Origin of the sequence: Methylophilus sp. 3sh_L (assembly GCF_046766015.1) — a bacterium.
Taxonomy (GTDB): Bacteria; Pseudomonadota; Gammaproteobacteria; order Burkholderiales; family Methylophilaceae; genus Methylophilus.
This window is the reverse complement of record NZ_JBKOUF010000008.1, coordinates 18,815-41,075: the sequence shown is the minus strand read 5'-3', so window position 1 is coordinate 41,075 and position 22,261 is coordinate 18,815. Positions and strand designations below refer to the sequence as shown.

General features: G+C 51.8%; 23 protein-coding genes and 1 other RNA gene. 10 read left to right on the top strand and 14 right to left on the bottom strand.

Going from position 1 to position 22,261, the window contains the following annotated elements:
- Window positions 1-4 precede the first annotated feature (4 nt).
- Genes mraY through mraZ form a run of 7 tightly spaced genes read right to left on the bottom strand, consistent with a single transcriptional unit; the run spans window position 5 to window position 7,392 of the window.
- Complete coding sequence (gene mraY, locus ACIDF8_RS13245; RefSeq protein WP_412011086.1) at window positions 5-1,108, bottom strand: phospho-N-acetylmuramoyl-pentapeptide-transferase; 1,104 nt, start codon at window positions 1,106-1,108, stop codon at window positions 5-7.
- Between the two features lie 7 nt (window positions 1,109-1,115).
- Entirely contained in the window at window positions 1,116-2,480 is a 1,365-nt protein-coding gene (locus tag ACIDF8_RS13240) for a UDP-N-acetylmuramoyl-tripeptide--D-alanyl-D-alanine ligase (protein ID WP_412011085.1), read from the bottom strand.
- Window positions 2,477-3,907 (bottom strand): UDP-N-acetylmuramoyl-L-alanyl-D-glutamate--2,6-diaminopimelate ligase, encoded by a 1,431-nt coding sequence (locus tag ACIDF8_RS13235; protein WP_412011084.1) that lies wholly within the window; start codon window positions 3,905-3,907, stop codon window positions 2,477-2,479. Before ACIDF8_RS13235 ends, ACIDF8_RS13240 begins: the two co-directional genes overlap by 4 nt.
- The gene (locus tag ACIDF8_RS13230) at window positions 3,904-5,631 is read right to left on the bottom strand and encodes a peptidoglycan D,D-transpeptidase FtsI family protein (RefSeq protein ID WP_412011083.1); all 1,728 of its coding nucleotides are present in this window, start codon (window positions 5,629-5,631) and stop codon (window positions 3,904-3,906) included. The genes ACIDF8_RS13235 and ACIDF8_RS13230 overlap by 4 nt, the downstream gene beginning before the upstream one ends.
- A 25-nt stretch (window positions 5,632-5,656) precedes the next feature.
- Window positions 5,657-5,935 (bottom strand): cell division protein FtsL, encoded by a 279-nt coding sequence (gene ftsL / locus ACIDF8_RS13225; protein WP_412011082.1) that lies wholly within the window; start codon window positions 5,933-5,935, stop codon window positions 5,657-5,659.
- Between the two features lie 24 nt (window positions 5,936-5,959).
- Complete coding sequence (gene rsmH / locus ACIDF8_RS13220; RefSeq protein ID WP_412011081.1) at window positions 5,960-6,949, bottom strand: 16S rRNA (cytosine(1402)-N(4))-methyltransferase RsmH; 990 nt, start codon at window positions 6,947-6,949, stop codon at window positions 5,960-5,962.
- Window positions 6,946-7,392: a division/cell wall cluster transcriptional repressor MraZ gene (mraZ, locus tag ACIDF8_RS13215; RefSeq protein WP_412011080.1), complete on the bottom strand. Its 447-nt coding sequence runs from the start codon at window positions 7,390-7,392 to the stop codon at window positions 6,946-6,948. Before mraZ ends, rsmH begins: the two co-directional genes overlap by 4 nt.
- 329 nt (window positions 7,393-7,721) lie before the next feature.
- Here mraZ and ACIDF8_RS13210 point away from each other — a divergent pair, with 329 nt between their 5' ends.
- Entirely contained in the window at window positions 7,722-8,096 is a 375-nt protein-coding gene (locus ACIDF8_RS13210) for a glutaredoxin family protein (protein WP_412011079.1), read from the top strand.
- Between the two features lie 264 nt (window positions 8,097-8,360).
- Window positions 8,361-9,620, top strand: a complete 1,260-nt coding sequence (locus ACIDF8_RS13205) for an OmpP1/FadL family transporter (protein ID WP_412011078.1) — start codon at window positions 8,361-8,363, stop codon at window positions 9,618-9,620.
- Between the two features lie 69 nt (window positions 9,621-9,689).
- Here ACIDF8_RS13205 and ACIDF8_RS13200 read toward each other — a convergent pair whose 3' ends face one another.
- The 3 genes from ACIDF8_RS13200 to rnpB all read right to left on the bottom strand — a co-directional run bounded on the left by ACIDF8_RS13200 (window position 9,690) and on the right by rnpB (window position 13,171).
- On the bottom strand, window positions 9,690-10,853 hold the full coding sequence (locus ACIDF8_RS13200; RefSeq protein WP_412011077.1) for a mechanosensitive ion channel protein MscS: 1,164 nt from the start codon (window positions 10,851-10,853) through the stop codon (window positions 9,690-9,692).
- A gap of 68 nt (window positions 10,854-10,921) precedes the next feature.
- The gene (locus ACIDF8_RS13195) at window positions 10,922-12,535 is read right to left on the bottom strand and encodes a sensor domain-containing diguanylate cyclase (protein ID WP_412011076.1); all 1,614 of its coding nucleotides are present in this window, start codon (window positions 12,533-12,535) and stop codon (window positions 10,922-10,924) included.
- Window positions 12,536-12,837: 302 nt separating this feature from the next.
- An RNA gene (gene rnpB, locus ACIDF8_RS13190) (RNase P RNA component class A) lies at window positions 12,838-13,171 on the bottom strand.
- A 66-nt stretch (window positions 13,172-13,237) separates the two neighbouring features.
- On the opposite strand from rnpB, the gene ung reads away from it, so the two are divergent.
- The gene (gene ung / locus ACIDF8_RS13185; protein ID WP_412011075.1) at window positions 13,238-13,924 is read left to right on the top strand and encodes a uracil-DNA glycosylase; all 687 of its coding nucleotides are present in this window, start codon (window positions 13,238-13,240) and stop codon (window positions 13,922-13,924) included.
- On the opposite strand, the gene pyrC is transcribed toward ung, so the two are convergent.
- Window positions 13,921-14,955, bottom strand: coding sequence for a dihydroorotase (pyrC, locus tag ACIDF8_RS13180; RefSeq protein ID WP_412011074.1), 1,035 nt, complete (start codon window positions 14,953-14,955; stop codon window positions 13,921-13,923). The genes ung and pyrC overlap by 4 nt on opposite strands.
- 12 nt (window positions 14,956-14,967) lie before the next feature.
- Window positions 14,968-15,825, bottom strand: coding sequence for a 16S rRNA (cytidine(1402)-2'-O)-methyltransferase (gene rsmI, locus ACIDF8_RS13175; RefSeq protein WP_412011073.1), 858 nt, complete (start codon window positions 15,823-15,825; stop codon window positions 14,968-14,970).
- A gap of 92 nt (window positions 15,826-15,917) precedes the next feature.
- Between rsmI and ACIDF8_RS13170 the strand changes: the two genes are divergently transcribed.
- The 3 genes from ACIDF8_RS13170 to ACIDF8_RS13160 all read left to right on the top strand — a co-directional run bounded on the left by ACIDF8_RS13170 (window position 15,918) and on the right by ACIDF8_RS13160 (window position 17,362).
- The gene (locus tag ACIDF8_RS13170; protein WP_412011072.1) at window positions 15,918-16,274 is read left to right on the top strand and encodes a YraN family protein; all 357 of its coding nucleotides are present in this window, start codon (window positions 15,918-15,920) and stop codon (window positions 16,272-16,274) included.
- 80 nt (window positions 16,275-16,354) lie between these two features.
- A complete protein-coding gene (locus ACIDF8_RS13165; RefSeq protein WP_412011071.1) occupies window positions 16,355-16,924 on the top strand; it encodes a BON domain-containing protein in 570 nt (189 codons plus the stop codon).
- Between the two features lie 150 nt (window positions 16,925-17,074).
- On the top strand, window positions 17,075-17,362 hold the full coding sequence (locus ACIDF8_RS13160; protein ID WP_412011070.1) for a DUF3579 domain-containing protein: 288 nt from the start codon (window positions 17,075-17,077) through the stop codon (window positions 17,360-17,362).
- Window positions 17,363-17,421: 59 nt separating this feature from the next.
- Here ACIDF8_RS13160 and ACIDF8_RS13155 read toward each other — a convergent pair whose 3' ends face one another.
- The gene (locus tag ACIDF8_RS13155) at window positions 17,422-17,922 is read right to left on the bottom strand and encodes a TlpA family protein disulfide reductase (protein WP_412011069.1); all 501 of its coding nucleotides are present in this window, start codon (window positions 17,920-17,922) and stop codon (window positions 17,422-17,424) included.
- Between the two features lie 260 nt (window positions 17,923-18,182).
- Here ACIDF8_RS13155 and trxA point away from each other — a divergent pair, with 260 nt between their 5' ends.
- From trxA to ACIDF8_RS13135, 4 genes are all read left to right on the top strand, one after another.
- Complete coding sequence (trxA, locus tag ACIDF8_RS13150; RefSeq protein WP_194749174.1) at window positions 18,183-18,509, top strand: thioredoxin TrxA; 327 nt, start codon at window positions 18,183-18,185, stop codon at window positions 18,507-18,509.
- A gap of 81 nt (window positions 18,510-18,590) precedes the next feature.
- Window positions 18,591-19,850: a transcription termination factor Rho gene (gene rho / locus ACIDF8_RS13145; RefSeq protein WP_412011068.1), complete on the top strand. Its 1,260-nt coding sequence runs from the start codon at window positions 18,591-18,593 to the stop codon at window positions 19,848-19,850.
- Window positions 19,851-19,953: 103 nt separating this feature from the next.
- Window positions 19,954-20,154 (top strand): 50S ribosomal protein L31, encoded by a 201-nt coding sequence (rpmE, locus tag ACIDF8_RS13140; protein WP_049639371.1) that lies wholly within the window; start codon window positions 19,954-19,956, stop codon window positions 20,152-20,154.
- A gap of 128 nt (window positions 20,155-20,282) precedes the next feature.
- Window positions 20,283-21,965: an ArnT family glycosyltransferase gene (locus tag ACIDF8_RS13135; RefSeq protein ID WP_412011067.1), complete on the top strand. Its 1,683-nt coding sequence runs from the start codon at window positions 20,283-20,285 to the stop codon at window positions 21,963-21,965.
- Between the two features lie 52 nt (window positions 21,966-22,017).
- On the opposite strand, the gene ACIDF8_RS13130 is transcribed toward ACIDF8_RS13135, so the two are convergent.
- Window positions 22,018-22,233, bottom strand: coding sequence for a formate dehydrogenase subunit delta (locus ACIDF8_RS13130; RefSeq protein ID WP_412011066.1), 216 nt, complete (start codon window positions 22,231-22,233; stop codon window positions 22,018-22,020).
- Window positions 22,234-22,261 lie beyond the last annotated feature (28 nt).

Genomic DNA, 22,261 nt, shown 5'->3' with positions numbered 1-22,261 from the left:
CGTCTTATCTCAACTTAAGCGTGGATAACCCCACCAACACCAGCATCATGGTGATGATCCAGAAACGGACAACCACCTGCGTCTCTTTCCAGCCCTTTTGTTCGTAGTGATGGTGCAGCGGCGCCATCAGGAAAATGCGTTTGCCCGTGCCGGTCATTTTCTTGGTGTACTTGAAATACAGTACCTGCACCGCGACCGAGAAGGTCTCAATCACGAACACGCCCCCCATGATGAACAGCACGATTTCTTGGCGGACAATCACAGCCACCACGCCGAGGGCAGCCCCAAGGGCCAGTGCGCCGACATCGCCCATGAATACTTCAGCCGGATAGGCGTTAAACCACAAAAAGCCCAGCCCTGCGCCGGCCATCGCCGCACAGAACACCATCAACTCACTGGCGCCGGCGACATAAGGAATCCCGAGGTATTTGGAAAACACAGCATGCCCGGCAACATAAGAGAAAATCGCCAGCGCGCTACCCACCATCACAGTAGGCAAGGTCGCCAGACCATCCAGGCCATCGGTCAGGTTGACGGCATTGCTGCTCCCCACAATCACCAGGTAGGTCAGCACAATAAAACCGGCAGCACTGAGCGGAAACACCAAATGCTTGAAGAAGGGCACAATTAACGTGGTTTCCACAGGCGTGGTAGAGGTCGCGTAGAGAAAGCCTGCAACACCAAAGCCAATCAAGCTTTGCCAGAAATATTTTTCTTTGGCAGACAAGCCTTTGGGATTCTTGTAGACCACTTTACGGTAGTCATCGACCCAGCCAACCGCGCCAAAACCCAAGGTCGTGATGAGCACCACCCAGATAAAGCGGTTATGCAAATTGCCCCATAACAAGGTAGAGATGGCAATCGCCACCAGGATCAATGCGCCGCCCATGGTCGGCGTACCGGCTTTGACCAGATGGGTTTGCGGGCCGTCATCACGCACGGCCTGACCGACTTTGTATTCGGTCAGCTTGCGGATCATGGCTGGCCCGACCAGAAATGAAATGGCCAAGGCCGTCAGTGTCGCCAGCACAGCCCTGAAGGTGATGTAGTTAAATACATGAAACCCATGCACATCCGAAGCCAGCCATTTTGTTAGTTCTAGTAACATACTTTTCCTATTTCCCCACCGATTCAGTGGCCTGCGCCTCAACTAACGCCTGTACCACGCGTTCCATTTGCATAAAACGCGACCCCTTCACCAACACAGTATCCTGCGCAGTCACTGCTTTATTTAATGCCTCAACCAGGCTACTGAGCGACTCAAAATGCTGTGCCTGGGGGCCAAAAGCCTGAACAGCTGCTTGACTCATCTTGCCGAGTGCAAAGAGCTGACGGATTCCACTGTCTTTGGCATAACGACCGATCTCGGCGTGCATGGCTTCCGCATCCGCGCCAAGCTCACCCATATCTCCCATCACAAACACAGCATTGATCGCCTGGCCTTTGAGCACATCCAGCGCAGCCTTCATTGAGTCCGGGTTAGCGTTGTAGGTGTCATCAATCAGGCGTGCGCCACAGGCAGCACGCTTTTGTTGCAAACGGCCCTTGACGCCTGCAAATTGCGCCAAGCCTTGTGCCACTTCTGCCAGGCTGGCACCGGCCGCCAGACAACTGGCAGCCGCAGCGAGTGCATTCATCACGTTGTGTGCGCCTGGCACTGCCAGCTTCACCATGACGGTCTCACCTTGGAACCGAATATTGAACTGGCTCTCTGCGTCCAGCATTTCACCTTGCACATCAGCCGCCTGCTGCATGCCAAAGCTCAACAACCGGCGGGTGGGATTCAGGCTACGCCAGTAATCAGCAAACATACTGTCAGCATTGATCACGGCCACGCCATCTTCTGCCAGCCCAGCAAAAATTTCGCCTTTGGCTTTGGCAATATTTTCACGTGAGCCCAGTTCGCCGATGTGCGCAGTGCCGGCGTTATTGATGACTGCCACATTGGGTCGTGCCAGGCGTGTCAGATAATCAATTTCACCAAGATGGTTCATGCCCATTTCGATCACGGCGCAACGGTGCGCCGGGCGCAAACGCAACAAAGTCAGCGGCATGCCGATATCGTTATTAAAGTTGCCAGCAGTCGCCAACACTTGCTCGGCGCCAACGACATGCACTTGCATAATGGCGGCAATCATTTCCTTGGTGGTGGTTTTGCCGTTGCTGCCAGTAACAGCAATCAAGGGCAACGCCAGCTGCTGGCGCCACCAACTGGCCAGTTGACCCAACGCCAGGCGGGTATCTTTCACCAGCACAGTCGGCAACACTGTTTCTACAGGTTTGCTGACCAAGGCAGCCACGGCACCCTGTGTGGCGACTTGCGGCAAAAAGTCATGCCCATCAAACTTTTCTCCGGGCAAGGCAACAAACAACTGTCCAGGCAATACGCGGCGACTATCGGTATCCACGGAAGTCACCATGACATCCGTTCCGTTTAACGTCCCCGGCAATACCTCGGCGATGGTCTTCAGTGCGATCATGCCTTCCCCTTTTTCTTCAATGCACTTTGCACCCACTCCGCATCACTGAACGGATAGCGGATGCCCTGGATTTCCTGGTAATCCTCATGGCCTTTGCCAGCGACCAGCACCACATCGCCTTTCGCTGCCCGGCCAATGGCGAGCGCAATCGCTTTGGCGCGGTCAGTTTCCACCTCAGCTTCCCGGCGCATGCCCTCGGCAATTGCCGCGATAATGGCGTAAGGATTTTCACTGCGCGGATTGTCATTGGTAATCAGGACCGCATCGGCCAATTCATCGGCAATCCGCCCCATCTCACTGCGCTTGCCACTGTCGCGGTCGCCGCCACAGCCAAACACACAGGTCAACTTGCCGCGGGTTTGCATGCGCAAGGTATGCAGGGCTTTTTCCAGCGCATCTGGCGTATGGGCGTAATCCACCACCACCAGTGGCAAGTCGCCCCCGCCAAACATCTGCATGCGGCCCGCCACGGGCACCAGCCCGGAGACGGCCTGCAAGGCGGCAGGCAACGCCACCTGATTCGCCAACAGGCTGCCCAGTACGGCCAAGGCGTTATACACATTGAATTGGCCCAGTGCATGCAATTGCACCTCACCAATGCCATGCGGGGTACGCACCTTAATTTCAAAGCCGGTGGCATGCATGGTGACCGCAGTCGCACAAATATCTGCCTCTGGCTTCAAGCCGTAGCTGATCACGGTTTTACCTTGTTTGCGCAATTCAGCGGTGAGGCTGGCCCCAAACGCATCATCCATGTTGATGACGGCTGCGGACAGTGTTTGCCAGTCAAACAATTTGCGTTTGGCGGCTTGGTAAGCCTCCATGGTCAGGTGGTAATCCAGATGGTCACGGGTCAGGTTGGTGAACACGGCCACATCAAACGCCACCCCATTGACGCGCCCTTGATCCAGGCCATGCGAAGACACTTCCATCGCTACCATCTGCACCTGGTCCAGCACAAAATTGGCCAGCATGTTTTGCAACTCCACCGGACCCGGCGTTGTGTTTTGCGTGGGCTGCAAGTCTTCGAGCAAGCCGTTGCCCAGCGTGCCAATCACGGCTGACTGGCGCTGCAAAAAGCGGTAAGCCTGCGCCAACCAATGCGTGACTGTCGTTTTACCGTTAGTCCCGGTCACCCCTACGCACCACAGCTGCTCGGAAGGATTCTTGTAAAACTGGCTAGCGATATGCCCGACTTGGTATTTAAGCGCAGGGATGGCAATGTTGTGGACTTGCCAGTCCGGGTTCCAGTCAAAGCCTTCGCTATCCCAAATCACGGTATTGACGCCTTTGGCAATCGCATCAGCGATGTAATCGCGGCCATCACTATGTTGGCCGGGGTAGGCGAGGAACAAGCCATGTTTTTCCACTTTGCGGCTATCTGCCGTAATGCCATGGACAGGCGCGGGAATAATATATTTACTCACATCGCCTCCTTGACTTCAGCCGCATCCGCAGGCGGTGTCACGGGCAGCGCATTACCGTCTTGCGGGATCACAAGCATACGCAACACATCATTCATGACTGCACTGAAGACGGGGGCCGCCACGCTGCCGCCGTAGTATTCGCCATTGCTGGGCTCGTCTATCATCACCGCCATGATCAGGCGTGGATTAGAGGCAGGCACCATACCCACAAACGAACCCACATATTTATCATGCTCATAGCCATGATCGCCAAGTTTGTGTGCAGTGCCGGTTTTACCCGCCACGCGGTAACCGGTCACCTGCGCCTTGATCGCGGTGCCGCCCGGCTGCACGACCAGCTCCAGCATGTCCTTCACCGAATTGGCCACTTTAGCCGAAAACACCTGACGCCCAACAGGTGGCTCGGAAAGTTTGTTCAGGGTGACTGGCAGCAATTCGCCCTCATTGGCAAATACCGTGTAGGCGCGTGCCAACTGCAACAAAGTCACACTGATGCCGTGCCCATAAGACATGGTGGCCTGCTCAATCGGGCGCCAGGTCTTGTAGTCACGCACCTTGCCAGAAGCTTCGCCAGGAAAACCAATCTTGGTCGGCGATCCAAAACCAAGTTGCACATAGGTGTTCCACAATTGCTCGCGGTTTAAATCCAGCGCCATTTTGGCCGAACCAACGTTGGAAGATTTCTGGATCACCTGCGATACGGTCAAGACCTGATTCGGATGCGCATCATGAATGGTGGCGGTCCCAATACGCAAAAAGCCGGGGGCAGTCTGGATTTTGGTATCGGGCTGGTAGGGACCAAATTCCATAGCTGCTGCCGCTGTGACCGGCTTCATGGTCGAGCCTGGCTCAAAAATATTGACGATGGCCGAGTTACGCAATTTGCTGGCCACATTGACCGGATTGTTCGGGTTGTAAGTCGGGATATTCACCAAGGCCAGCACTTCACCGGTTTTGGCATCCAGCACCACCGCTGCCGCCGCTTTGGCTTTGTGTTTTTCTACCGCGCGCGACAGCTCGCGATGCACCACGTATTGCACGGTACGGTCTATACTCAAGACGAGGTCCTGACCATCGTGTGGCAGTTTCACCGCCACCAGGTCTTCCACCACATGTCCCTTGCGGTCACGCACAAAGTCACGTTTGCCCGGTGTCCCAGACAAGATATTGTTACGGTAGAGCTCCATGCCCTCAACGCCGGTGTCATCCACCCCGGTGAAACCGACGATATGCGCCGCCACTTCTGCCGCTGGGTAGAAGCGTTTGTATTCTTTCTGACTGAATACGCCGGGCACTTTCATCGCCATCACCTGTTTTGCCACATCGGGCGCCACTCTCCGTTTGATATATACAAATTCTTTTTTCTTTTTCTGCAACTTCTGCTGCAGCTCTTTGGGCGGCATCTCCAGCAATTTCGCCATTTGCTTGAGTTGCGCCGCCGTAAACTGCACGTCGGTCGGGTTAGCCCACAACGACTCCACCGGCAAGCTAATCGCCAATGGCTTGAAGTTACGGTCATAAATCTTGCCGCGATGCGGCATCAACACTACTTTGCGCCGCGAAAACGCTTCACCCTTTTTAATCAGGTAATCCTTATGCAAGGTTTGCAGGTAAAACCCTCGGCCCAGCAAGGCAACAAAAGCGAGCAACAGCGCCACCAGCAGCGTTCTTCTGCGCCAGGCTGGCAGCTTGACCAGCTTGTGTTGGCTTTCCTTAAGCAACATGACTCTTGATCCTCGTCACGCCTGCTCAGGGCGCCGCTGGCGCATCGAGCAGAATGACCTGCGTTTGCTGCATACTCGGACTGTGCATATGCAACTTGGTGGTCGCAAACTCTTCCAGGCGCGAATGCATGGCCCAGGTACTTTGCTCAATTTGCAACTGGTCATACTCTGTCATGTATTGCTTGGTCAGCATTTCCTGCCGGTCCAGCTCAAAATACAGCTTGCGCGCCTTGTACTGGGCCGTGACCACGCCCAGCGCCATCGCAATCGTCAATGCAAACAAAATCAAGTTGAGCCGGATCACTGATTCAAACCTTGTTCAACCTGTTTACTGCACCGAGGTCCGCTCAGCCACACGCAATACCGCACTGCGGGAACGCACATTGGCAGCCACTTCCGCCTTGCCTGGCTTGATGGCCTTACCCACCGGCATCATGCGCGGCTGCGGCAAATCCTTGGCACGCACAGGCAATCCTGCAGGCAGGTTGTCGCGGTCCGCCTCAGACTGGATAAAGCGCTTGACGATACGGTCTTCCAGCGAATGGAAGCTGATCACCGCCAGACGGCCTTGCGGACGCAGCAAACGCAAACAATCCGGCAACACTAGCGAGAGTTCCTCAAGCTCTTGATTGACGAAAATCCGTAAAGCCTGAAATGTGCGCGTTGCAGGGTTCTGGCCCGGCTCATTCTTGGGGATGGCGCCTGCCACGATCTTGGCAAGTTGTCCTGTAGTGGTGATGGCATGCCCATCTTCGCGCTCTTTAATAAGCGCCCTTGCAACCTGCTTAGCAAACCGTTCTTCACCATAGTCTTTAATCACCTCCACCAATTGTTTTTCTGGCATTTCAGCCAGCCACTCTGCCGCGGTCTTGCCGCGGCTTTGATCCATACGCATGTCCAGCGGCCCGTCAAAGCGGAAACTGAAACCACGCTCACCCTCATCAATCTGTGGCGACGAAATGCCCAGATCGAGCAAAATGCCATCCACCGCCTGCACGCCCATTGACTCCAGCACAACCGCCATCGAGGAAAAATGCGCATGCACCATCGTAAAACGCACATCGGCAATGGCCTGGCCATGCGCCACCGCCGCCAGATCACGGTCCAGCGCGATCAAACGGCCTTCAGCCCCCAACCGGGAAAGAATGCGACGGCTATGTCCGCCACGGCCAAATGTCCCATCCACATACACGCCATCTGCACGCACATTCAAAGCGTCTACCGCCTCATGCAATAACACGGTGATATGACTGGTGGCGACTGGTGACACTGACGTTTCCGTCAAGGACGCGGGCGCTGACTTCGCGCCCCGCGTCATAGCGAGAATCCTTCGAGCTCTTGTGGAATCTGCAATTGATCCGCAGCCATCAGGCTTTCCAGCTGCTGATCCCATGCCGCCAGATCCCACACTTCAAAATGACTGCCCTGCCCGACCATCATGACGTCCTTATCGAGCTTGGCAAATTTGCGCAGTACGGCATTCACCAGCAAGCGGCCTGCAGAATCCAGATGCATCACATCTGCCTGACCCACGATCATGCGTTGAATACCACTGGTTTGAGGATTAAAACTGGACAAACTGGTCAACTTGGTTTCAATCGGCTCCCAAGCTGCTTTCGGATACAAAATCAGGCAACGGTGCGGATGCGCCGTGAGCACCACTTCCCCCTGCCCCCCTTCCGTCAGGGCGTCACGATGCTTGGCCGGCACACTTAGCCGCCCCTTCGCATCCAAACTCAACTGTACCGCCCCACGAAACATCAATTTTGATCCTTAACCCTATTTTTTGTTGAAAAAAGGAATAATTTCCCACAATTCAACACAAAATTACCCTTTTGCACACTATAGATAAAAAAAAAGTGCTTGGCAAGCACTTTGGGCGAAAAAATCTCTTTTAAAGACAAGGACTTAGAGCGTTTTAACAAAGCAATTCAAATCAATACATTGGCGCAATTAATACACAAAGTTGTTTAATAAAAATAGCTATCTCATTGAAAATATTGAATAATTAAAAAACATCATTTTTTAGTGATTTTTTAGGCGCCGATCAGGTCTATCACAGCACGCCCCTGATCCGCCAACTTCATGTGATGAAATACGCTCCACGCTTAAAATTCCTGATCATAGGCACGGTCATTTTGCTGGCCATGCAATGGCATACCTGGTGGTTTTACCTGAACCCACCACCAGATTTTAGCCATGGGCAAGTGGTGCTCTACGCCACCGACTGGTGCCCCTATTGCGAAAAAACACGCGCATTGCTGGCCGCCAAAGGCATTCCCTACCGGGAAATGAATATCGAAACCTCAACCGAGGCGCGCAGCCAATACCAGCGGCTGGCGGCCAGCGGCGTACCGGTATTATTAGTCGCAGGCGAGGTCGTTCGTGGGTATCACCAGAAAAGAATGGAATCCGTATTGGATGCTTGGCAGCGGGAACACAAACCAGCTGCCCTATCCCAATAATACGGCTTAGGCTAAACGATAAAGAATGCCTAACATGCGCTTATTTAGCCTAAGCCCCTCAAACTGACCACTCAACAATGATTACCGCTATAAACATATAGGAAAACTTCCTTAAAAAAGATATGCTTTGGGAAAACTGGCCCATGCATCCCTGTTTAATCGCCCAATCAAATACGCTGTGAAAGCGGTATAACTGGCGGGTCCGAATACATACTTAAAAAGTTAACTTATCAATTAGACCCTAGCCAAAATTAGATACCAGTCATGCAACCGATGATATTCCGCAAACTCCGCTTACTCCCACTCCTTTTAATGGCACTGAGCCTGCCAGTGAGTGCAACCAATGGCATTCTGCTTATTGGTTACGGCGCTGAGTCCACCCTCATGGGCGGGGCGGATACCGCTGTGGCAAGGGATACCAGCGCACTGAACACCAACCCGGCCGGCCTGGTGCAAATCAAAAGCAAGCAGTTTGATGCTTACGGCTCATTGCTGCGCACTACCCACCTCGAACAGGTTGACGCGCGCAATGACCAACACGCAGATAATCGTTACACCTTATTGGCTGGTGGCGGATATGCACAAGCGCTGGAAGACCTTCCTTGTACTGTGGGCATTGGCTTTTTTACCCAAGGCGGGGCCGGGGCGGTGTTTAAGCATATCAACACGCCGTTTGGCACCAATGACGAGATGTACTCTTTGTTTGGTATCGCCAAAATCACGCCAGGCATGGCTTGCCAGGTGAATGACCGTTTATCCGTGGGTGCCGTACTGAGCATCAATTACGCCAGCATTAAGCAAGAGTTTTTTTATAACACTTCAGTCCCGAACGTATTTTCGGGATTTAAAAACAAGGGCGCAGATACGATACGCCCAGGGTTTAAGGTAGGCTTGCAATACCAACTGGATGAGCAATGGACACTGGGCTTAAGCTATACCGAAAAAACGGAATTGCCACTGACTGGCGGGACATCACTGGTAAATAATGGCGCATCAGGCGTTGTCCGTTACCGTGATTTGAGCATTAAGGGGTTTGCTCTGCCGCGCGAGGTGGCGATTGGTGCCGCATTCAAACCGGATGACCGCTGGCTGCTCTCCGCCAAACTCAACTGGATACAATGGAGCGATGCCATTAAAGATGTCACCACCACCTGGCAAGACCCTGACAGTCCATCCGCAGCCAGCCAACTGAGAACGGTGAGCCCGCAGAATTGGCATGATCAACTGGTCTACGCCCTGGGCGCGGCCTATCGCTACGACGACAAAACGACGCTATATGCAGGTTACAACTATGGTAAAAATCCGGTACCCAAGCAAAATTCAAGCGCGCTGCTGGCCGCGACCCTGGAACAACACATCACGCTGGGCATGGCTCGCAAGCTCGATGCCAACTGGAAACTCACCAGTGGTATCGAATGGCTGCTGCCAAAAGACGTGACTTACAATAGCAATGTGTTTGGACAAAATACCGAAGCGAATAACGGCGGTTTTTTCCTGCACTTGATGCTGAGCAAACAGTGGTAAACAGACACAGGTTAAGCTAAATTTAGCTTAACCTGCCTAATGACGTTCGCTGAACAATGGCGACAGCCCTTAATGTCCCTGACCGCTCTTGAGAAGGTCAGTGTTAAATCCAAACACCTTGCCTGCCCAGAGAAATATCACCCAGGCGAGCACCCCAAACGGCAAATACCCGGCAAAGCCCAGCAGCGGCATTTCGACATAAATATGAATCACATTCACGTAAGGGATATCGTATACCCAATAATTAGGGTTAGTGACCGGCAATACGGGATGCGCGCTACCATAGTTCCACACTTCCCAGAATAAGCCGTTAATGATGGCACTGAGCGCCATCAACAGTACCGGACTCCAATTGCCTTTGGCAACATCGGTAAATGGCGTCCAGATGCCACGCATCATCAATATGCCACTAATGCCAATTAAAGGCGCAATCCACATCGCCCAAAACAACGGATATGGCCAGAACGGCACTGCCGCCAACAAGATAAAGCTCAGAAATAACATTGGCTTTGCCGGAAACGATAGCACAGGACCTTGTGCATAGCGTGCGACAAATTTTGGAAACGCATTGAGCAAGGTATACCACTCAAAAATTGCAGGCCACACCGTGGTATATGCAAACAGAAAAATCCATACAATCTTGGTATGGTTTAATGCAGGAATATCATCCGTATTGGGGTAATACCAGTTACCTAAAGCAAAATAATCAAAATATTCAAAGAAATACCAGCCAACCAGCGAAACCACCGCACTGATCAAAAAAGTTTTTGGCCGGCTGGAAAACAGCGAGTAGCCGCCAGAATAGCGATAGGCCAGGCCATCAAGCACAAAGATGAACCCCCACCACATTGGTGTAAACGCGTAATAAACCAAATCGCCAAACGGCGTGGTGCGCGCCCACATCAGCCACCAGAAAAACAGCGTGACGACCAAGCCTGCCCAAAACCACCAAGGTAATGCTCGTAGTGCAGGCCGTGGGGAGGGCGTCACTGGCTTAAAGCCAAACCATTGTGGGAAGATATAAAGAAGCGCAACCACGGCTTCCAGCGCAGCCACGCCAATAAATACCAGCAGGTTAAAACCAGGCGGGTCCTCCACAAACTGCGGCGGAAAAATGCCAAAGCCTGGGGGAAGATGCGTGGATGGATAAGCGAACCAGGATGAAATCAATGGGATGATTACCATCGCCAAAATCGTCATCACCAGCGCAGAACGTGTGCTATTTGAAAACATAAAACCTCCCCTTGGTTAAAGACGCAACAATGCGTTCTGATTGCTATTGGATTGCCAGTGTCACTGGCTCATGATTGCCTCTTGCGGGCCCGTTTATTTTGGTACATACGCTCGTCAGCCAGGCGCATGAACTCAGAGATGCTCTCAACCTCGTAATAGTAGGCGGATCCTGCACTGGCACCCGAAAACTCAAACCCCTCACCCCGCATATGCTCAACGGCTTTTTGCAGCGCTTCCTCAACGACGATTACCTCGCCTTTATGACTCAATACGGCAAACTCATCCCCACCCAACCGGTACAGGACCAGGGTGCCTCCCAAATAATGCTGGTATTTTTTTGCAAAGCAGATGAGTAATTCGTCACCGCGCGCATGTCCATAATGATCGTTATAGAACTTCAACCCATCCAGATCAATAAAGGTCAGGCTGCTCTGCATGGGTAGCCGATCCAGCGACTTCACAAACGCATAGCGATTCGGCAGGCTGGTCAAGGCATCCGAATTAGCCACTTTCTCTGTCAAACCAAGCGCCTCGAGTGCCTCTTCTTTTTCTTTATGCAGTTGGGCGAATTGAAAGGAAAGCACCAACGCCAGCAACACGACCTCAATGGCAACGCTCACCAAGCCCAGATGCTCGATATACAAATCAAATTGCTGATGCATTTTGCTGAGGCTGATCGTAATAATGCCCGACACAAAAAACAGGCTGATCGCGATTAAATAGCGTTTAGCGGTCGCATTTTTACGTTGGCTTTGCCTGATGGCCGTCGCCAGGCCATAACATAAAAACATTCCCACTTCGTAGCGGCAAAACTCCAGAGACCAGTTGGGGAAAATAACTGCCAGCAGCAGAAACAACATCATTACTGCCAAAATCAGCATCCCCGCAGCATAGAGCCGCTTATGCTGGTAAGGGTTGATTTCCAATAGATGCATCACAAAAAAGATATACGCAATACTGGAGAACAGGATGGGCATAGACGCCCAATATATTGAGTGGACATTGAGCAAATCAGGGAGAACGAGCAGGGCCGCGCTGTTAAAGACAAAATTGCCCGCAATAAAAATGGCATACATTGCCTCCACACTGCGATTGCGACTCGCCGCCAGTGCCGTGTAATAAATCCCCAGCCCCCAAAAGACCCCCAAACAAAACAGGGTGAGCGCATTTCCTCGCTTGATCGCATGCATGTAGCTGGCCTGATCCTCCCAATAAGGCTCGGGAATGGCCAGGTAGTTGGTGGAAATCAGCTGTGTGGCCAAGACATATTTCCCAGGGGCCAGGCTGACGCTGCGGCCATGGCGCAGGAAAAAGGGATTTTCTATCTGGCGGCCAATCCCGCCCTCTAGTGTCGCCACTTCACGCCCTTGCTCGTCATACACCTGATGACGGAAATACTCTATCGTACTGGTATTTTTGAAGTCAAAAACATAGGTATCTGCTTTATTGACCTCAAAAGAAGCCATGTAAAGATAATGCCCGCCTGTGGGGCTGACGGTCTCAACCGGGGTGTATTTTTGATGCAGGGGATCAGGCACAAACTGATGGTGAGTTTGCCCACGCGCATATGCATGGACAAGATACCAAGCCCCCTCTGTGGACTGAGGGGCCGCCTGCACCCAGCCAATGGACCACCAAGCGATGATCACCGCTATCAGCCCCCTGCCCAAGCTCTTCAACATCCCCATGCTTTGAATAACCGTTTTTTATTGATTAATACGCAAACTATACAAGAAAGTCACGCCATCGCACAGCCTCACTGCCCACCCCTGATCGGCTCCCACTCGCGCATGGTGATTTTCAAGGCGTCCTCTCAATATGCATCTCAAAAGCGTAGTGTTGGCTTAGGCTGCCGCCATCAGAATGGAAAGGCCTACAGCCAGCGCGCTCAAACAGCCAGGGCTACGAAAATGACAGTTTGATGGATTGGGGTGGTCTGATATCAAGCCGGGGAAGACCACTGCAAAAACGCTGTGGTAAATAAAAGTAAAGCCAACCGGTAAGCCGGGTTCTGTAACTACTTGCGTAGCCGACAGCCATTCCTCTAGGCGTGCAATTACTCACACGCTCAAGCTATCTACCCGCTGGCAGCGCGAGCCACGCCTTATGTCTTGCGACAAATGCCAGCCTATTTGATATTGCTGCAGATGGAGGTTACCGCGTTTCACCGTAACTTAATACGCTCGTCTCTGTGGCCCTATTCCTCGCCTTATACTGTTGCCAGCTTTCAGCGTACGGCCGTTAGCCGTCATCCCGCTCTGTGCAGCCCGGACTTTCCTCCCCCTGTGTACACAGGCGGCGACTGTCTGGTTGGCTTCGGCGCTATTTTACCACGCATGAACGAACACCCTATAATGGGCGAAATTATCCTAGACTGAAGTCTTATGAACACAGCAGAAAAACCCGGCCAACTGGATCCTTCCTGGCAAGCAGTGCTTGGCACTGAATTTGACCAGCCTTACATGCAATCACTCAAAGCCTTTTTGCAGCAAGAAAAAGCGGCAGGCAAGCATATCTTTCCGCCAGGACCGCTAATTTTCAATGCCTTTAATCACACGCCTTTCGATAAAGTGCGCGTGGTGATTATTGGCCAGGACCCTTACCATGGACCCGGCCAAGCGCATGGATTAAGCTTTTCCGTGCCCGCGGGGGTGGCCTTGCCCCCCTCCCTGATCAACATCTTTAAAGAAATAGAAGCCGATCTCGGCCTGCGCATGAGTGGCAGTGGCGATCTGACACCGTGGGCGGATCAGGGCGTGCTGTTGCTGAACGCCACGCTCACCGTACAAATGGCCAATGCCGGCTCGCACCAAAACCGCGGCTGGGAGCAATTTACCGATGCGGCGATTGCCGCCTTGAATGCCAAACGGAAGGGACTAGTATTTGTGCTATGGGGCAGCTACGCACAAAAGAAAGGGGCCATGATAGACCCCAACAAACATCTGATTTTAAAGTCGGTGCACCCCTCGCCCCTCTCGGCACACCGTGGTTTTTTTGGCAATCACCAGTTCTCTATGATCAACGCCTATCTCACTTCACAAGGCCAAGCACCCATCAATTGGCAACTTTAAACCAGCTTCCAGGCTACCGATTGCCCGGCGCGCAAGGGCACCAATGCATCTTCTGCAAAGGGAATAGCCTCGGGTACGATCCAGCTTTGTTTGTGCAAGGTCACCTGCGTCGTATTGCGCGGCAGTTGGTAAAAATCCGGCCCATAAAAGCTGGCAAAGCCTTCGAGCTTATCCAGCGCGCCCGCTTCTTCAAAAGCTTCGGCGTATAACTCAATCGCCGCATGTGCGGTGTACATGCCGGCACAGCCACAGCTGGCTTCTTTGGCTGATTTTGGATGGGGTGCGCTGTCTGTCCCCAAAAAGAATTTGGGCAAACCGGATGTCGCCGCCTTGACCAGGGCGGCACGATGGGTTTCGCGCTTGAGCACGGGCAGGCAGTAATGGTGCGGACGGATACCGCCGGTGAACATAGCATTGCGGTTCATGAGTAAATGATGCGCGGTGATGGTAGCGGCCAGATTGGCTGGCCCGGCAGCCACAAATTCGGCGGCATCTTGGGTGGTGATATGCTCAAACACGACTTTTAAGCCAGGAAAGTCCTTGAGCAGCAGTTGCAAATGGCGCTCAATAAATACTTTTTCACGGTCAAAGACATCGACATCACTGTCGGTGACTTCACCATGTATCAGCAAAGGTATGCCCTGCTTTTCCATCTCGGCCAAGGCAGATGCACACTTATGCAGGCTGGTGACTCCGGAATCGCTATTGGTAGTCGCCCCGGCCGGATACAGCTTAACCGCATGCACCACCCCAGACTGACGTGCTGCAGCAATTTCGCTGGCTGGTGTATTGTCTGTGAGATAAAGCGTCATCAAGGGCTCGAACACCATGCCTGCTGGCAACGCCTGCTTGATGCGCTGATAATAAGCCAGTGCAGCCTCAGCCGTGGTGACAGGCGGGCGCAAGTTAGGCATGACGATGGCCCGCGCAAACTGTTTGGCCGTATCCGGCAATACCGCTTTCAAGCCTTCGCCATCTCTGAGATGCAAATGCCAGTCATCGGGACGGGTGAGCGTAATCTTGGTTGTCATGCCTATTTACCTTTATTCATGAGGATGAGCGGCCTTGATTGCCAGCGCCGCTTCGTAGAGTTCATTTTTTTTCTGGCCGGTGATATCGGTTGCCAATGCCACTGCCTGCTTCAGTGGTAATTCTTGCAACAGGCGCTGCAGTATCCTTAATGTTTCGTCATCCAGACCCTCGGCTTTTTCCTGTATATCCGCATGCACCAGCAAGACAAACTCACCGCGTTGCTGGTTAGGATCAGCCTGCAACCAGGCGATAGCCTCAGCCAAGCTGCAAGTATGGATAGTCTCAAACGTTTTGGTCAGTTCGCGTGCCAATGTCAGCTGGCGGTGACCACCCAGCACGTTCGCCATATCAGTGACACACTCAACAATGCGGTGCGGTGCTTCGTAAAAAACCAGTGTAGTTGGCAGCGCTTTTACCACCTCTAAACGCTTACGCCGTTGTGAGCCACTGGCGGGCAAAAATCCCTCAAAATAAAAACCGGGCTGGGCAATCCCTGCCGCAGATAATGCCGTAATCACAGCACTCACGCCTGGAATCGGCACCACCGCTAAGCCTGCCTGCCTGACAGCTTGTACCACCAGCGCACCAGGGTCACTCACGGCAGGGGTGCCGGCATCGGTCACCAGTGCAATTGACTCCCCGGCCTGCAAGCGCTTGATCAACCCTTGTGCCGATTGCTGTTCATTGTGTTCATGGACCGCCAGCAAAGGCTTGCTGATGCCTAAATGCCTTAATAGTCCTACCGTATGGCGGGTATCTTCTGCAGCAATCGCATCGACCTGCTGCAAGATGGCTATCGCACGCTGCGTGATATCGCCCAGATTGCCGATAGGCGTGGCGACTACATATAATGTGCCTGTCTCAGTCATCGTGCTATTTTATGCCATTGCAGGCATTTCGCTAAGTTGTTTCATGCTCGATTCAATGCGCTAAGTGCAGAGATCACCCAGTTGAGGACCCTATGAAACTGAATCCAAACAATCAGGGCTTGGCCGCAGAGCAGGCCGCCGCGGCTTACCTGCAACAGCAGGGTCTCACATTGGTGACCCAAAACTACAGCTGCCGCTACGGCGAAATCGACCTGATCATGCATGATAAAAACACGCTGGTGTTTGTTGAGGTGAGACTGCGCAGCAACCGTGGCTTCACCAGTGCCGCCGACAGCATTCACTACCACAAGCAGCAAAAACTGTTGCGCGCGGCACAACATTACTTGCAAAGCCTGGACCGTCAGCCGCCCTGCCGCTTTGATGCGATCCTGTTCGATCACAGCAGCTACCAGTCGCCAGAATGGATTCGTAATGCAATCGACACATAAAAAGCGTAGAATTTTATTATTGAATGCCTGTCACACCTTCTCATCCGTTCATTTCACTTGCTAACACACAAGGAATCCTCATGACAAAAAAACTCTCACTCATTGCAATGCTATTATTGAGTGTGCAATTAGCAGGCTGCTTTCCAGCAGTGGTTGGCGGTGCCGCCGCAGGTGGCGCAATGGCCGCAGACCGCAGAACTTCCGGCATTTATGTCGAAGATGAAAACATCGAATTGAAAACGTTGAAACGGTTGTCGCAATATATGGATAAAGCCTCGCACATCAATGTGACCAGCTATAACCGCATCGTGCTACTCACTGGCGAAGTACCGAATGCCGGACAGCAAGCACAAGCCGAAACACTGACCCGTGAAATTTCCAACGTACGCAACATTCATAATGCGATTACCGTCGGTTTTGCTTCCTCGATCAGCGACCGCACCAATGACGCTTACATCACCACCAAGGTCAAAGCCCGCTTTGTGAGCGAAAACAAGTTCCCAGCAAATGTAGTTAAAGTCGTGACTGAAGCCAGCGTGGTTTACCTGCTGGGCATCGTGTCTGAAAAAGAGGCCGAAGACGCAGTAGAAATCGCCAGAAGTACCGAAGGCGTAAGCAAAGTCGTTAAAGTCTTCGAATACACCAACTAAGGATAGAAGGAATTATTGCTGATATTCGCAAGCAACACCGCTCCGCTACGCGCATCGCCGGATGTGCTTTTGTGGGGCGACTGGCCTGCATAAGGTATCAGCTTATGCCGTCTCTCCCGCATTATTCAATTTGTTTTTTAAGGAATCCTTATGGAAAATCAGGAAATTATTATTCAAGGCATTACACTGGGTGGCAAGCCTTTCCGCCCAAGTGACTGGGTGGACCGCATGTGCAGCACCTATGCCAGCTTTGGTGATGACAAGAAGCTGCGTTACTCCCCTTATCTAAAACCGAAACTGGTCAACAATGTCCGCAGCCTGTCTGTGGATATGAAACTTAAAGATGTCAACCCGGCAGGCTTTGAGCAATTGATGCAGTTTGCCAAAGAGAATCAACTCAGTGTCATCAATCCAGCGGGCGAAGCGGTCAGTATTTAGCATCTGATCTTGCTGCAGCACTCAAACGGATTTTGCTGGTTAAGCCTGTGCGCTTTGAACTAGGGGTTCACTGGTAAACCAAACGCGGATTCTTTGAGTACCCTCTCTAACCAGATTCGGCTCAAAGCGCCGCGTTTAACCTGATACAGACTGCCATCTGGCGCGTAAATATAGGTTGTAGGCAACACTTCAGGCTTGTGAACGATGGATTTTTGCATATCACCGAGCACGATTGGATAAGAAATCAGCATGTCATCGACATATTTCTTCACGGATGCTACTGACTCATACTGTACCGCCACCCCCAGCACCATCACACGCTGACTGGCGTAGGCATCGTAAAAAGTCACCAGTTCCGGCATTTCTTGCAGACAAGGCGGACACCATGGCGCCCAGTAATTCACCACCAGCCAACGCCCTTTATATTGGGAAAGCTGATGCCGTTGGCCTGCCATGTCCTGCATGACCCAGTCTTTCGCCGCCTCTTGTGCCAGTCCCATACAGGGGCTAAACACCAGCAGTGCACTCAGCCCTAAGATGCGCAACTTGTTAAATAACATCAAGCCCTCTTGTTTTTGATCAATACTCACCGCATTATCAAACAATAATGCAGGGAAAAACTTGATTATGCTGGAAAACTGTTGCTATACTAGCTGCAATCTTTTTAGTAATTTCAGTCTGTAGCAAATTACTCACTCAAAAATAACTGATTCAAATAACGTTTAGCCTAAACAATATTTAGTCAAACACATTCAGAATTTTTCTGTTTATACCCTGTCTACTATTGATTTACACCCTTCACCATTCTTAAGAGGCAATAATGAGCGACAACATTACCCATTTAAGCGACGCCAGCTTTGAACAAGAAGTATTGCAATCCACGATTCCGGTACTGGTTGATTACTGGGCAGAATGGTGTGGTCCTTGCAAAATGATTGCGCCAATTCTGGATGAGATCAGCAAGGAATATGCTGGCCGCCTGAAAGTTGCCAAACTCAACATTGATGACAACCAGAACACGCCGCCCAAATATGGCATTCGCGGCATCCCTACGCTGATGTTATTCAAAAACGGTAATGTTGAAGCGACTAAAGTCGGCGCATTGTCCAAGTCTCAGCTTAGCGCGTTCATCGACAGCAATATCTAACGCCTACACCCGGTTTCCAAGTCTGCGAAACCGGGTTTTCTTTTCAATCTCTAAGATGTTTCTCAATCTTGCGAGTTATTCATGCACTTATCCGACCTTAAACACCTCCCTGTGACCGAACTGGTCGAAATGGCGATTGCCAATGACATTGAAAATGCAAGTCGCATGCGTAAGCAGGACCTGATTTTTGCCATCCTCAAAAACAAGGCAAAAAAAGGCGACAGCATTTTTGGTGATGGCACGCTGGAAGTGTTGCCAGACGGATTTGGCTTTTTGCGTTCTCCAGACACCTCTTACCTGGCTGGCCCGGATGATATTTACGTGTCCCCTTCGCAGATTAGACGGTTTAACCTGCACACTGGCGATAGCATTCAGGGCGAAATCCGCACCCCCAAGGAAGGTGAGCGTTATTTTGCCTTGGTTAAAGTCGATAGCGTCAATGGTGAAGCGCCTGAGAATACCAAACACAAGATTCTGTTTGAAAACCTGACGCCCCTGTTCCCAACTGTACCCCTCACATTGGAACGTGAGATCCGCGGTGAAGAAAACATTACCAGCCGTGTGATTGATATGATCGCGCCGATTGGTAAAGGGCAGCGCGCCTTGCTGGTCGCCAGCCCCAAGAGTGGTAAAACCGTCATGCTGCAAAATATTGCGCATGCGATTACCGCCAACCACCCAGACTGTATCCTGATTGTGTTGCTGATCGACGAGCGCCCTGAAGAGGTGACCGAGATGACCCGCTCTGTACGTGGTGAAGTCGTGGCTTCAACCTTTGATGAACCGGCCACCCGCCATGTTCAAGTCGCCGAAATGGTGCTGGAAAAAGCCAAACGCCTGGTCGAACACAAAAAAGATGTGGTGATTCTACTAGACTCTATCACCCGACTGGCACGTGCCTATAACACGGTGATCCCATCTTCAGGCAAAGTCCTGACCGGGGGGGTGGACGCCAATGCGCTGCAAAAACCTAAGCGTTTCTTTGGTGCGGCACGTAACGTCGAGGAAGGTGGTTCGCTGACCATCATCGCCACGGCGCTGGTTGATACCGGGTCACGCATGGACGATGTGATTTACGAAGAATTCAAAGGCACCGGCAACATGGAAATCCACTTGGATAGACGGATGGCCGAGAAACGCACTTACCCGGCCATCAACGTCAACAAGTCTGGCACCCGCCGTGAAGAACTGTTACTGGACAAAGATGTGTTGCAGAAAATCTGGGTACTGCGCAAATTGCTCTATCCGATGGACGACCTCGAGGCGATGGAGTTCTTGCTTGATAAGATCAAGGCGACCAAGAGCAACAACGACTTTTTTGACAGCATGCGTCGTGGCTAACGCCGATCACGATACAAATATTTTTGAGATTGTGCTTGATAAAGCCCATGAAATCATAGATAATCGCGCGTTTACTGCAACTGCTTAAGATTAGAGAGAAAGCATGAAAGCTGACATTCACCCAAATTACCCGGAAATCAACGTCACATGTAGCTGTGGCAATAAATTTAAAACCCGGTCTACCACTGGTAAAGACTTGAACATTGAAGTATGTTCACAGTGCCACCCGTTCTACACCGGTAAACAGAAGATCGTGGACACCGCTGGTCGCGTTGAGAAATTCCGCCAAAAATACGGCATGTAATTTCGGCGAAGATCGTCCAGAAAGGCAGCATGGCTGCCTTTTTTGTTTTCATCTATACTGCTTTGGCTTGTTTGTGTTGAATCACTTACTCCAGTTAAAGGCATTTACTTCGCGACCTGTACTCCACGATGCAGTTTTACATTGACCACGACTGGCAAGAAAACATGGCCACCCCGCGTGCCAAGGTGGGGGAGCGTGCCAAGGCGCACCTGTTAATCTTGCTCTGTGCCATCTGGTTGTGTGTAGGCTTAATTGGGCACTCCCCCTGGAAGCCGTTTGAATCACAAACGGCCAGTATCATCCAAAGTTTGTTTGAGCACCCATTCCTCTCTGCGAAAAGCTGGACAGAGGGTATATGGATTGCCCCAGTATCTGCAGGCCACCCTGCGCTTGAAACGCCACCGTTGTTTTACTGGGTCGCCACCGGCTTCGCGCATTTGCTGTCTCCTTTTTTACCGATACATGATGCAGCCCGGCTGAGCGTGGGCGTGTGGATGCTGCTGACACTCATCATGATGGGGCTCAGTGGCCGTGAACTCTGGAATTTTGGAGTCGGCAGGCAAACCAACTTTATTTTTATCGGCTGTTTGGGATTAGTTGTCAGTGCACACACCATGATGCCGGCCATCGCCGCTTTGACAGGGATTACCATGGCCTTTTACGCCCAAGCACTGGTCATCCGCAAACCAATCCGCGCCACCCTCTTGCTGGCGACAGGTTTGATGATCTCCTTTTTGGCTGGCGGCGTATTACCTGCGCTCACTATTGTCGCCACCACCGCTTGCTTGTTGTTCCTGCCAGCCATCCGCCAACATCGCGCCCAATCCCAGGCGTTGCTAACAGGCGTGTTGCTTGCTACGCCCGGCATCTGGCTTTGGTGTTCGCTGTGCCAGCAATGGGCACCGGAGCTATGGCAAGGCTGGTGGGCATCCCAATGGCAAGTACAATTTCCAACAAAACACACTTACTTTGTCAGGACATTGGCCTGGTATGCCTGGCCTGCCCTGCCTTTTGCCATGTGGGGCGTTTGGCGTTTCCGCCAGAGCGTTTTATCAACCTACCGGTTTCAACTGGGACTGATCTTTTTTACAGTGGCTTTTGTCTTGATTGGCTTTTACAGCGACCGTAGCGAAGTGAATGCTTTACCCTTACTGGTACCGCTCACCGTGCTGGCTGCTGGCAGCATTGAAACACTCAAACGCGGTGCTGCAGGCGCCTTAAACTGGTTTGGATTGATCCTGTTCGGCATTTTGATCGCGATTGCCTGGTTAGGATGGTGGGCCATGCTCAATGGATCACCAGTTAAACTTTACCAACGCCTGAGTTACCTGTCTGGATTGCAAACCATTCCATTTAGCCTGCTCTATGGTGCGATTGCAGTCGCAGTGACCCTGATCTGGCTGTCTATCGTCTTGCGCTCCAAACATTCCAACCGCTCCAGCGCCACGAATTGGGCCATAGGCATGACCTGCGCCTGGACGGTATTTATGAGTTTGTGGCTCCCCATGATAGAAGCTGCGCGCACCTATCAACCTTTGTTTGAAGATTTACGCCATCATTTGCCTGAGCATTACCAATGCATTTATGCGCAAAATATCGGCAGCTCGCAAGAAGAGTTACTGCACTATCATGCCAAAATCCGTTTACAGACTCAGCCATCTGCAAAACTCACCTGTGATTTGTATCTGATTGAAGACCAGCCTGGCAAACGCCATGTGTTACCTGGGGATGAATGGCGCGTCATTTGGGAAGGGGAACAGACCCGCCAGAATCGCGAGTCTTTCAGATTGTTACAGCGACACAGCAAATAGCCCAAGTCCAGTCCGGCAAGGCATCGATCTAAGCCGCCATTCAAAATCAGGGTTATTGCACGTATTGCTGTACCGCCGCAACCACTTGTGGATGCAACCCTTGCCCCTGATGCTGCTGGACGTGGCTAACCAGACTTTTGATCATGACGGAATTCCAGAATTTTTTCAGATGGCTGGCGATTTCACGCTGAGCTTCTTCCGTATCAGGATTGGCCTCAAAAAAGTCACCGATCTGGTTAGCCATTTTAATTAATTTTTCAACATCCATTTCCAAGCACACTTTCTTGTGAATGACT

Bases quoted from the DNA above. Each gene is read 5' to 3' on its own strand.
- mraY (WP_412011086.1), bottom strand. From the start codon at position 1,108: ATGTTACTAGAACTAACAAAATGGCTGGCTTCGGATGTGCATGGGTTT.
- ACIDF8_RS13240 (WP_412011085.1), bottom strand. From the start codon at position 2,480: ATGATCGCACTGAAGACCATCGCCGAGGTATTGCCGGGGACGTTAAAC.
- ACIDF8_RS13230 (WP_412011083.1), bottom strand. From the start codon at position 5,631: ATGTTGCTTAAGGAAAGCCAACACAAGCTGGTCAAGCTGCCAGCCTGG.
- rsmH (WP_412011081.1), bottom strand. From the start codon at position 6,949: ATGACGCGGGGCGCGAAGTCAGCGCCCGCGTCCTTGACGGAAACGTCA.
- mraZ (WP_412011080.1), bottom strand. From the start codon at position 7,392: ATGTTTCGTGGGGCGGTACAGTTGAGTTTGGATGCGAAGGGGCGGCTA.
- ACIDF8_RS13210 (WP_412011079.1), top strand. From the start codon at position 7,722: ATGAAATACGCTCCACGCTTAAAATTCCTGATCATAGGCACGGTCATT.
- ACIDF8_RS13205 (WP_412011078.1), top strand. From the start codon at position 8,361: ATGCAACCGATGATATTCCGCAAACTCCGCTTACTCCCACTCCTTTTA.
- ACIDF8_RS13200 (WP_412011077.1), bottom strand. From the start codon at position 10,853: ATGTTTTCAAATAGCACACGTTCTGCGCTGGTGATGACGATTTTGGCG.
- ACIDF8_RS13195 (WP_412011076.1), bottom strand. From the start codon at position 12,535: ATGTTGAAGAGCTTGGGCAGGGGGCTGATAGCGGTGATCATCGCTTGG.
- ung (WP_412011075.1), top strand. From the start codon at position 13,238: ATGAACACAGCAGAAAAACCCGGCCAACTGGATCCTTCCTGGCAAGCA.
- pyrC (WP_412011074.1), bottom strand. From the start codon at position 14,955: ATGACAACCAAGATTACGCTCACCCGTCCCGATGACTGGCATTTGCAT.
- rsmI (WP_412011073.1), bottom strand. From the start codon at position 15,825: ATGACTGAGACAGGCACATTATATGTAGTCGCCACGCCTATCGGCAAT.
- ACIDF8_RS13170 (WP_412011072.1), top strand. From the start codon at position 15,918: ATGAAACTGAATCCAAACAATCAGGGCTTGGCCGCAGAGCAGGCCGCC.
- ACIDF8_RS13165 (WP_412011071.1), top strand. From the start codon at position 16,355: ATGACAAAAAAACTCTCACTCATTGCAATGCTATTATTGAGTGTGCAA.
- ACIDF8_RS13160 (WP_412011070.1), top strand. From the start codon at position 17,075: ATGGAAAATCAGGAAATTATTATTCAAGGCATTACACTGGGTGGCAAG.
- ACIDF8_RS13155 (WP_412011069.1), bottom strand. From the start codon at position 17,922: ATGTTATTTAACAAGTTGCGCATCTTAGGGCTGAGTGCACTGCTGGTG.
- trxA (WP_194749174.1), top strand. From the start codon at position 18,183: ATGAGCGACAACATTACCCATTTAAGCGACGCCAGCTTTGAACAAGAA.
- rho (WP_412011068.1), top strand. From the start codon at position 18,591: ATGCACTTATCCGACCTTAAACACCTCCCTGTGACCGAACTGGTCGAA.
- rpmE (WP_049639371.1), top strand. From the start codon at position 19,954: ATGAAAGCTGACATTCACCCAAATTACCCGGAAATCAACGTCACATGT.
- ACIDF8_RS13135 (WP_412011067.1), top strand. From the start codon at position 20,283: ATGCAGTTTTACATTGACCACGACTGGCAAGAAAACATGGCCACCCCG.
- ACIDF8_RS13130 (WP_412011066.1), bottom strand. From the start codon at position 22,233: ATGGATGTTGAAAAATTAATTAAAATGGCTAACCAGATCGGTGACTTT.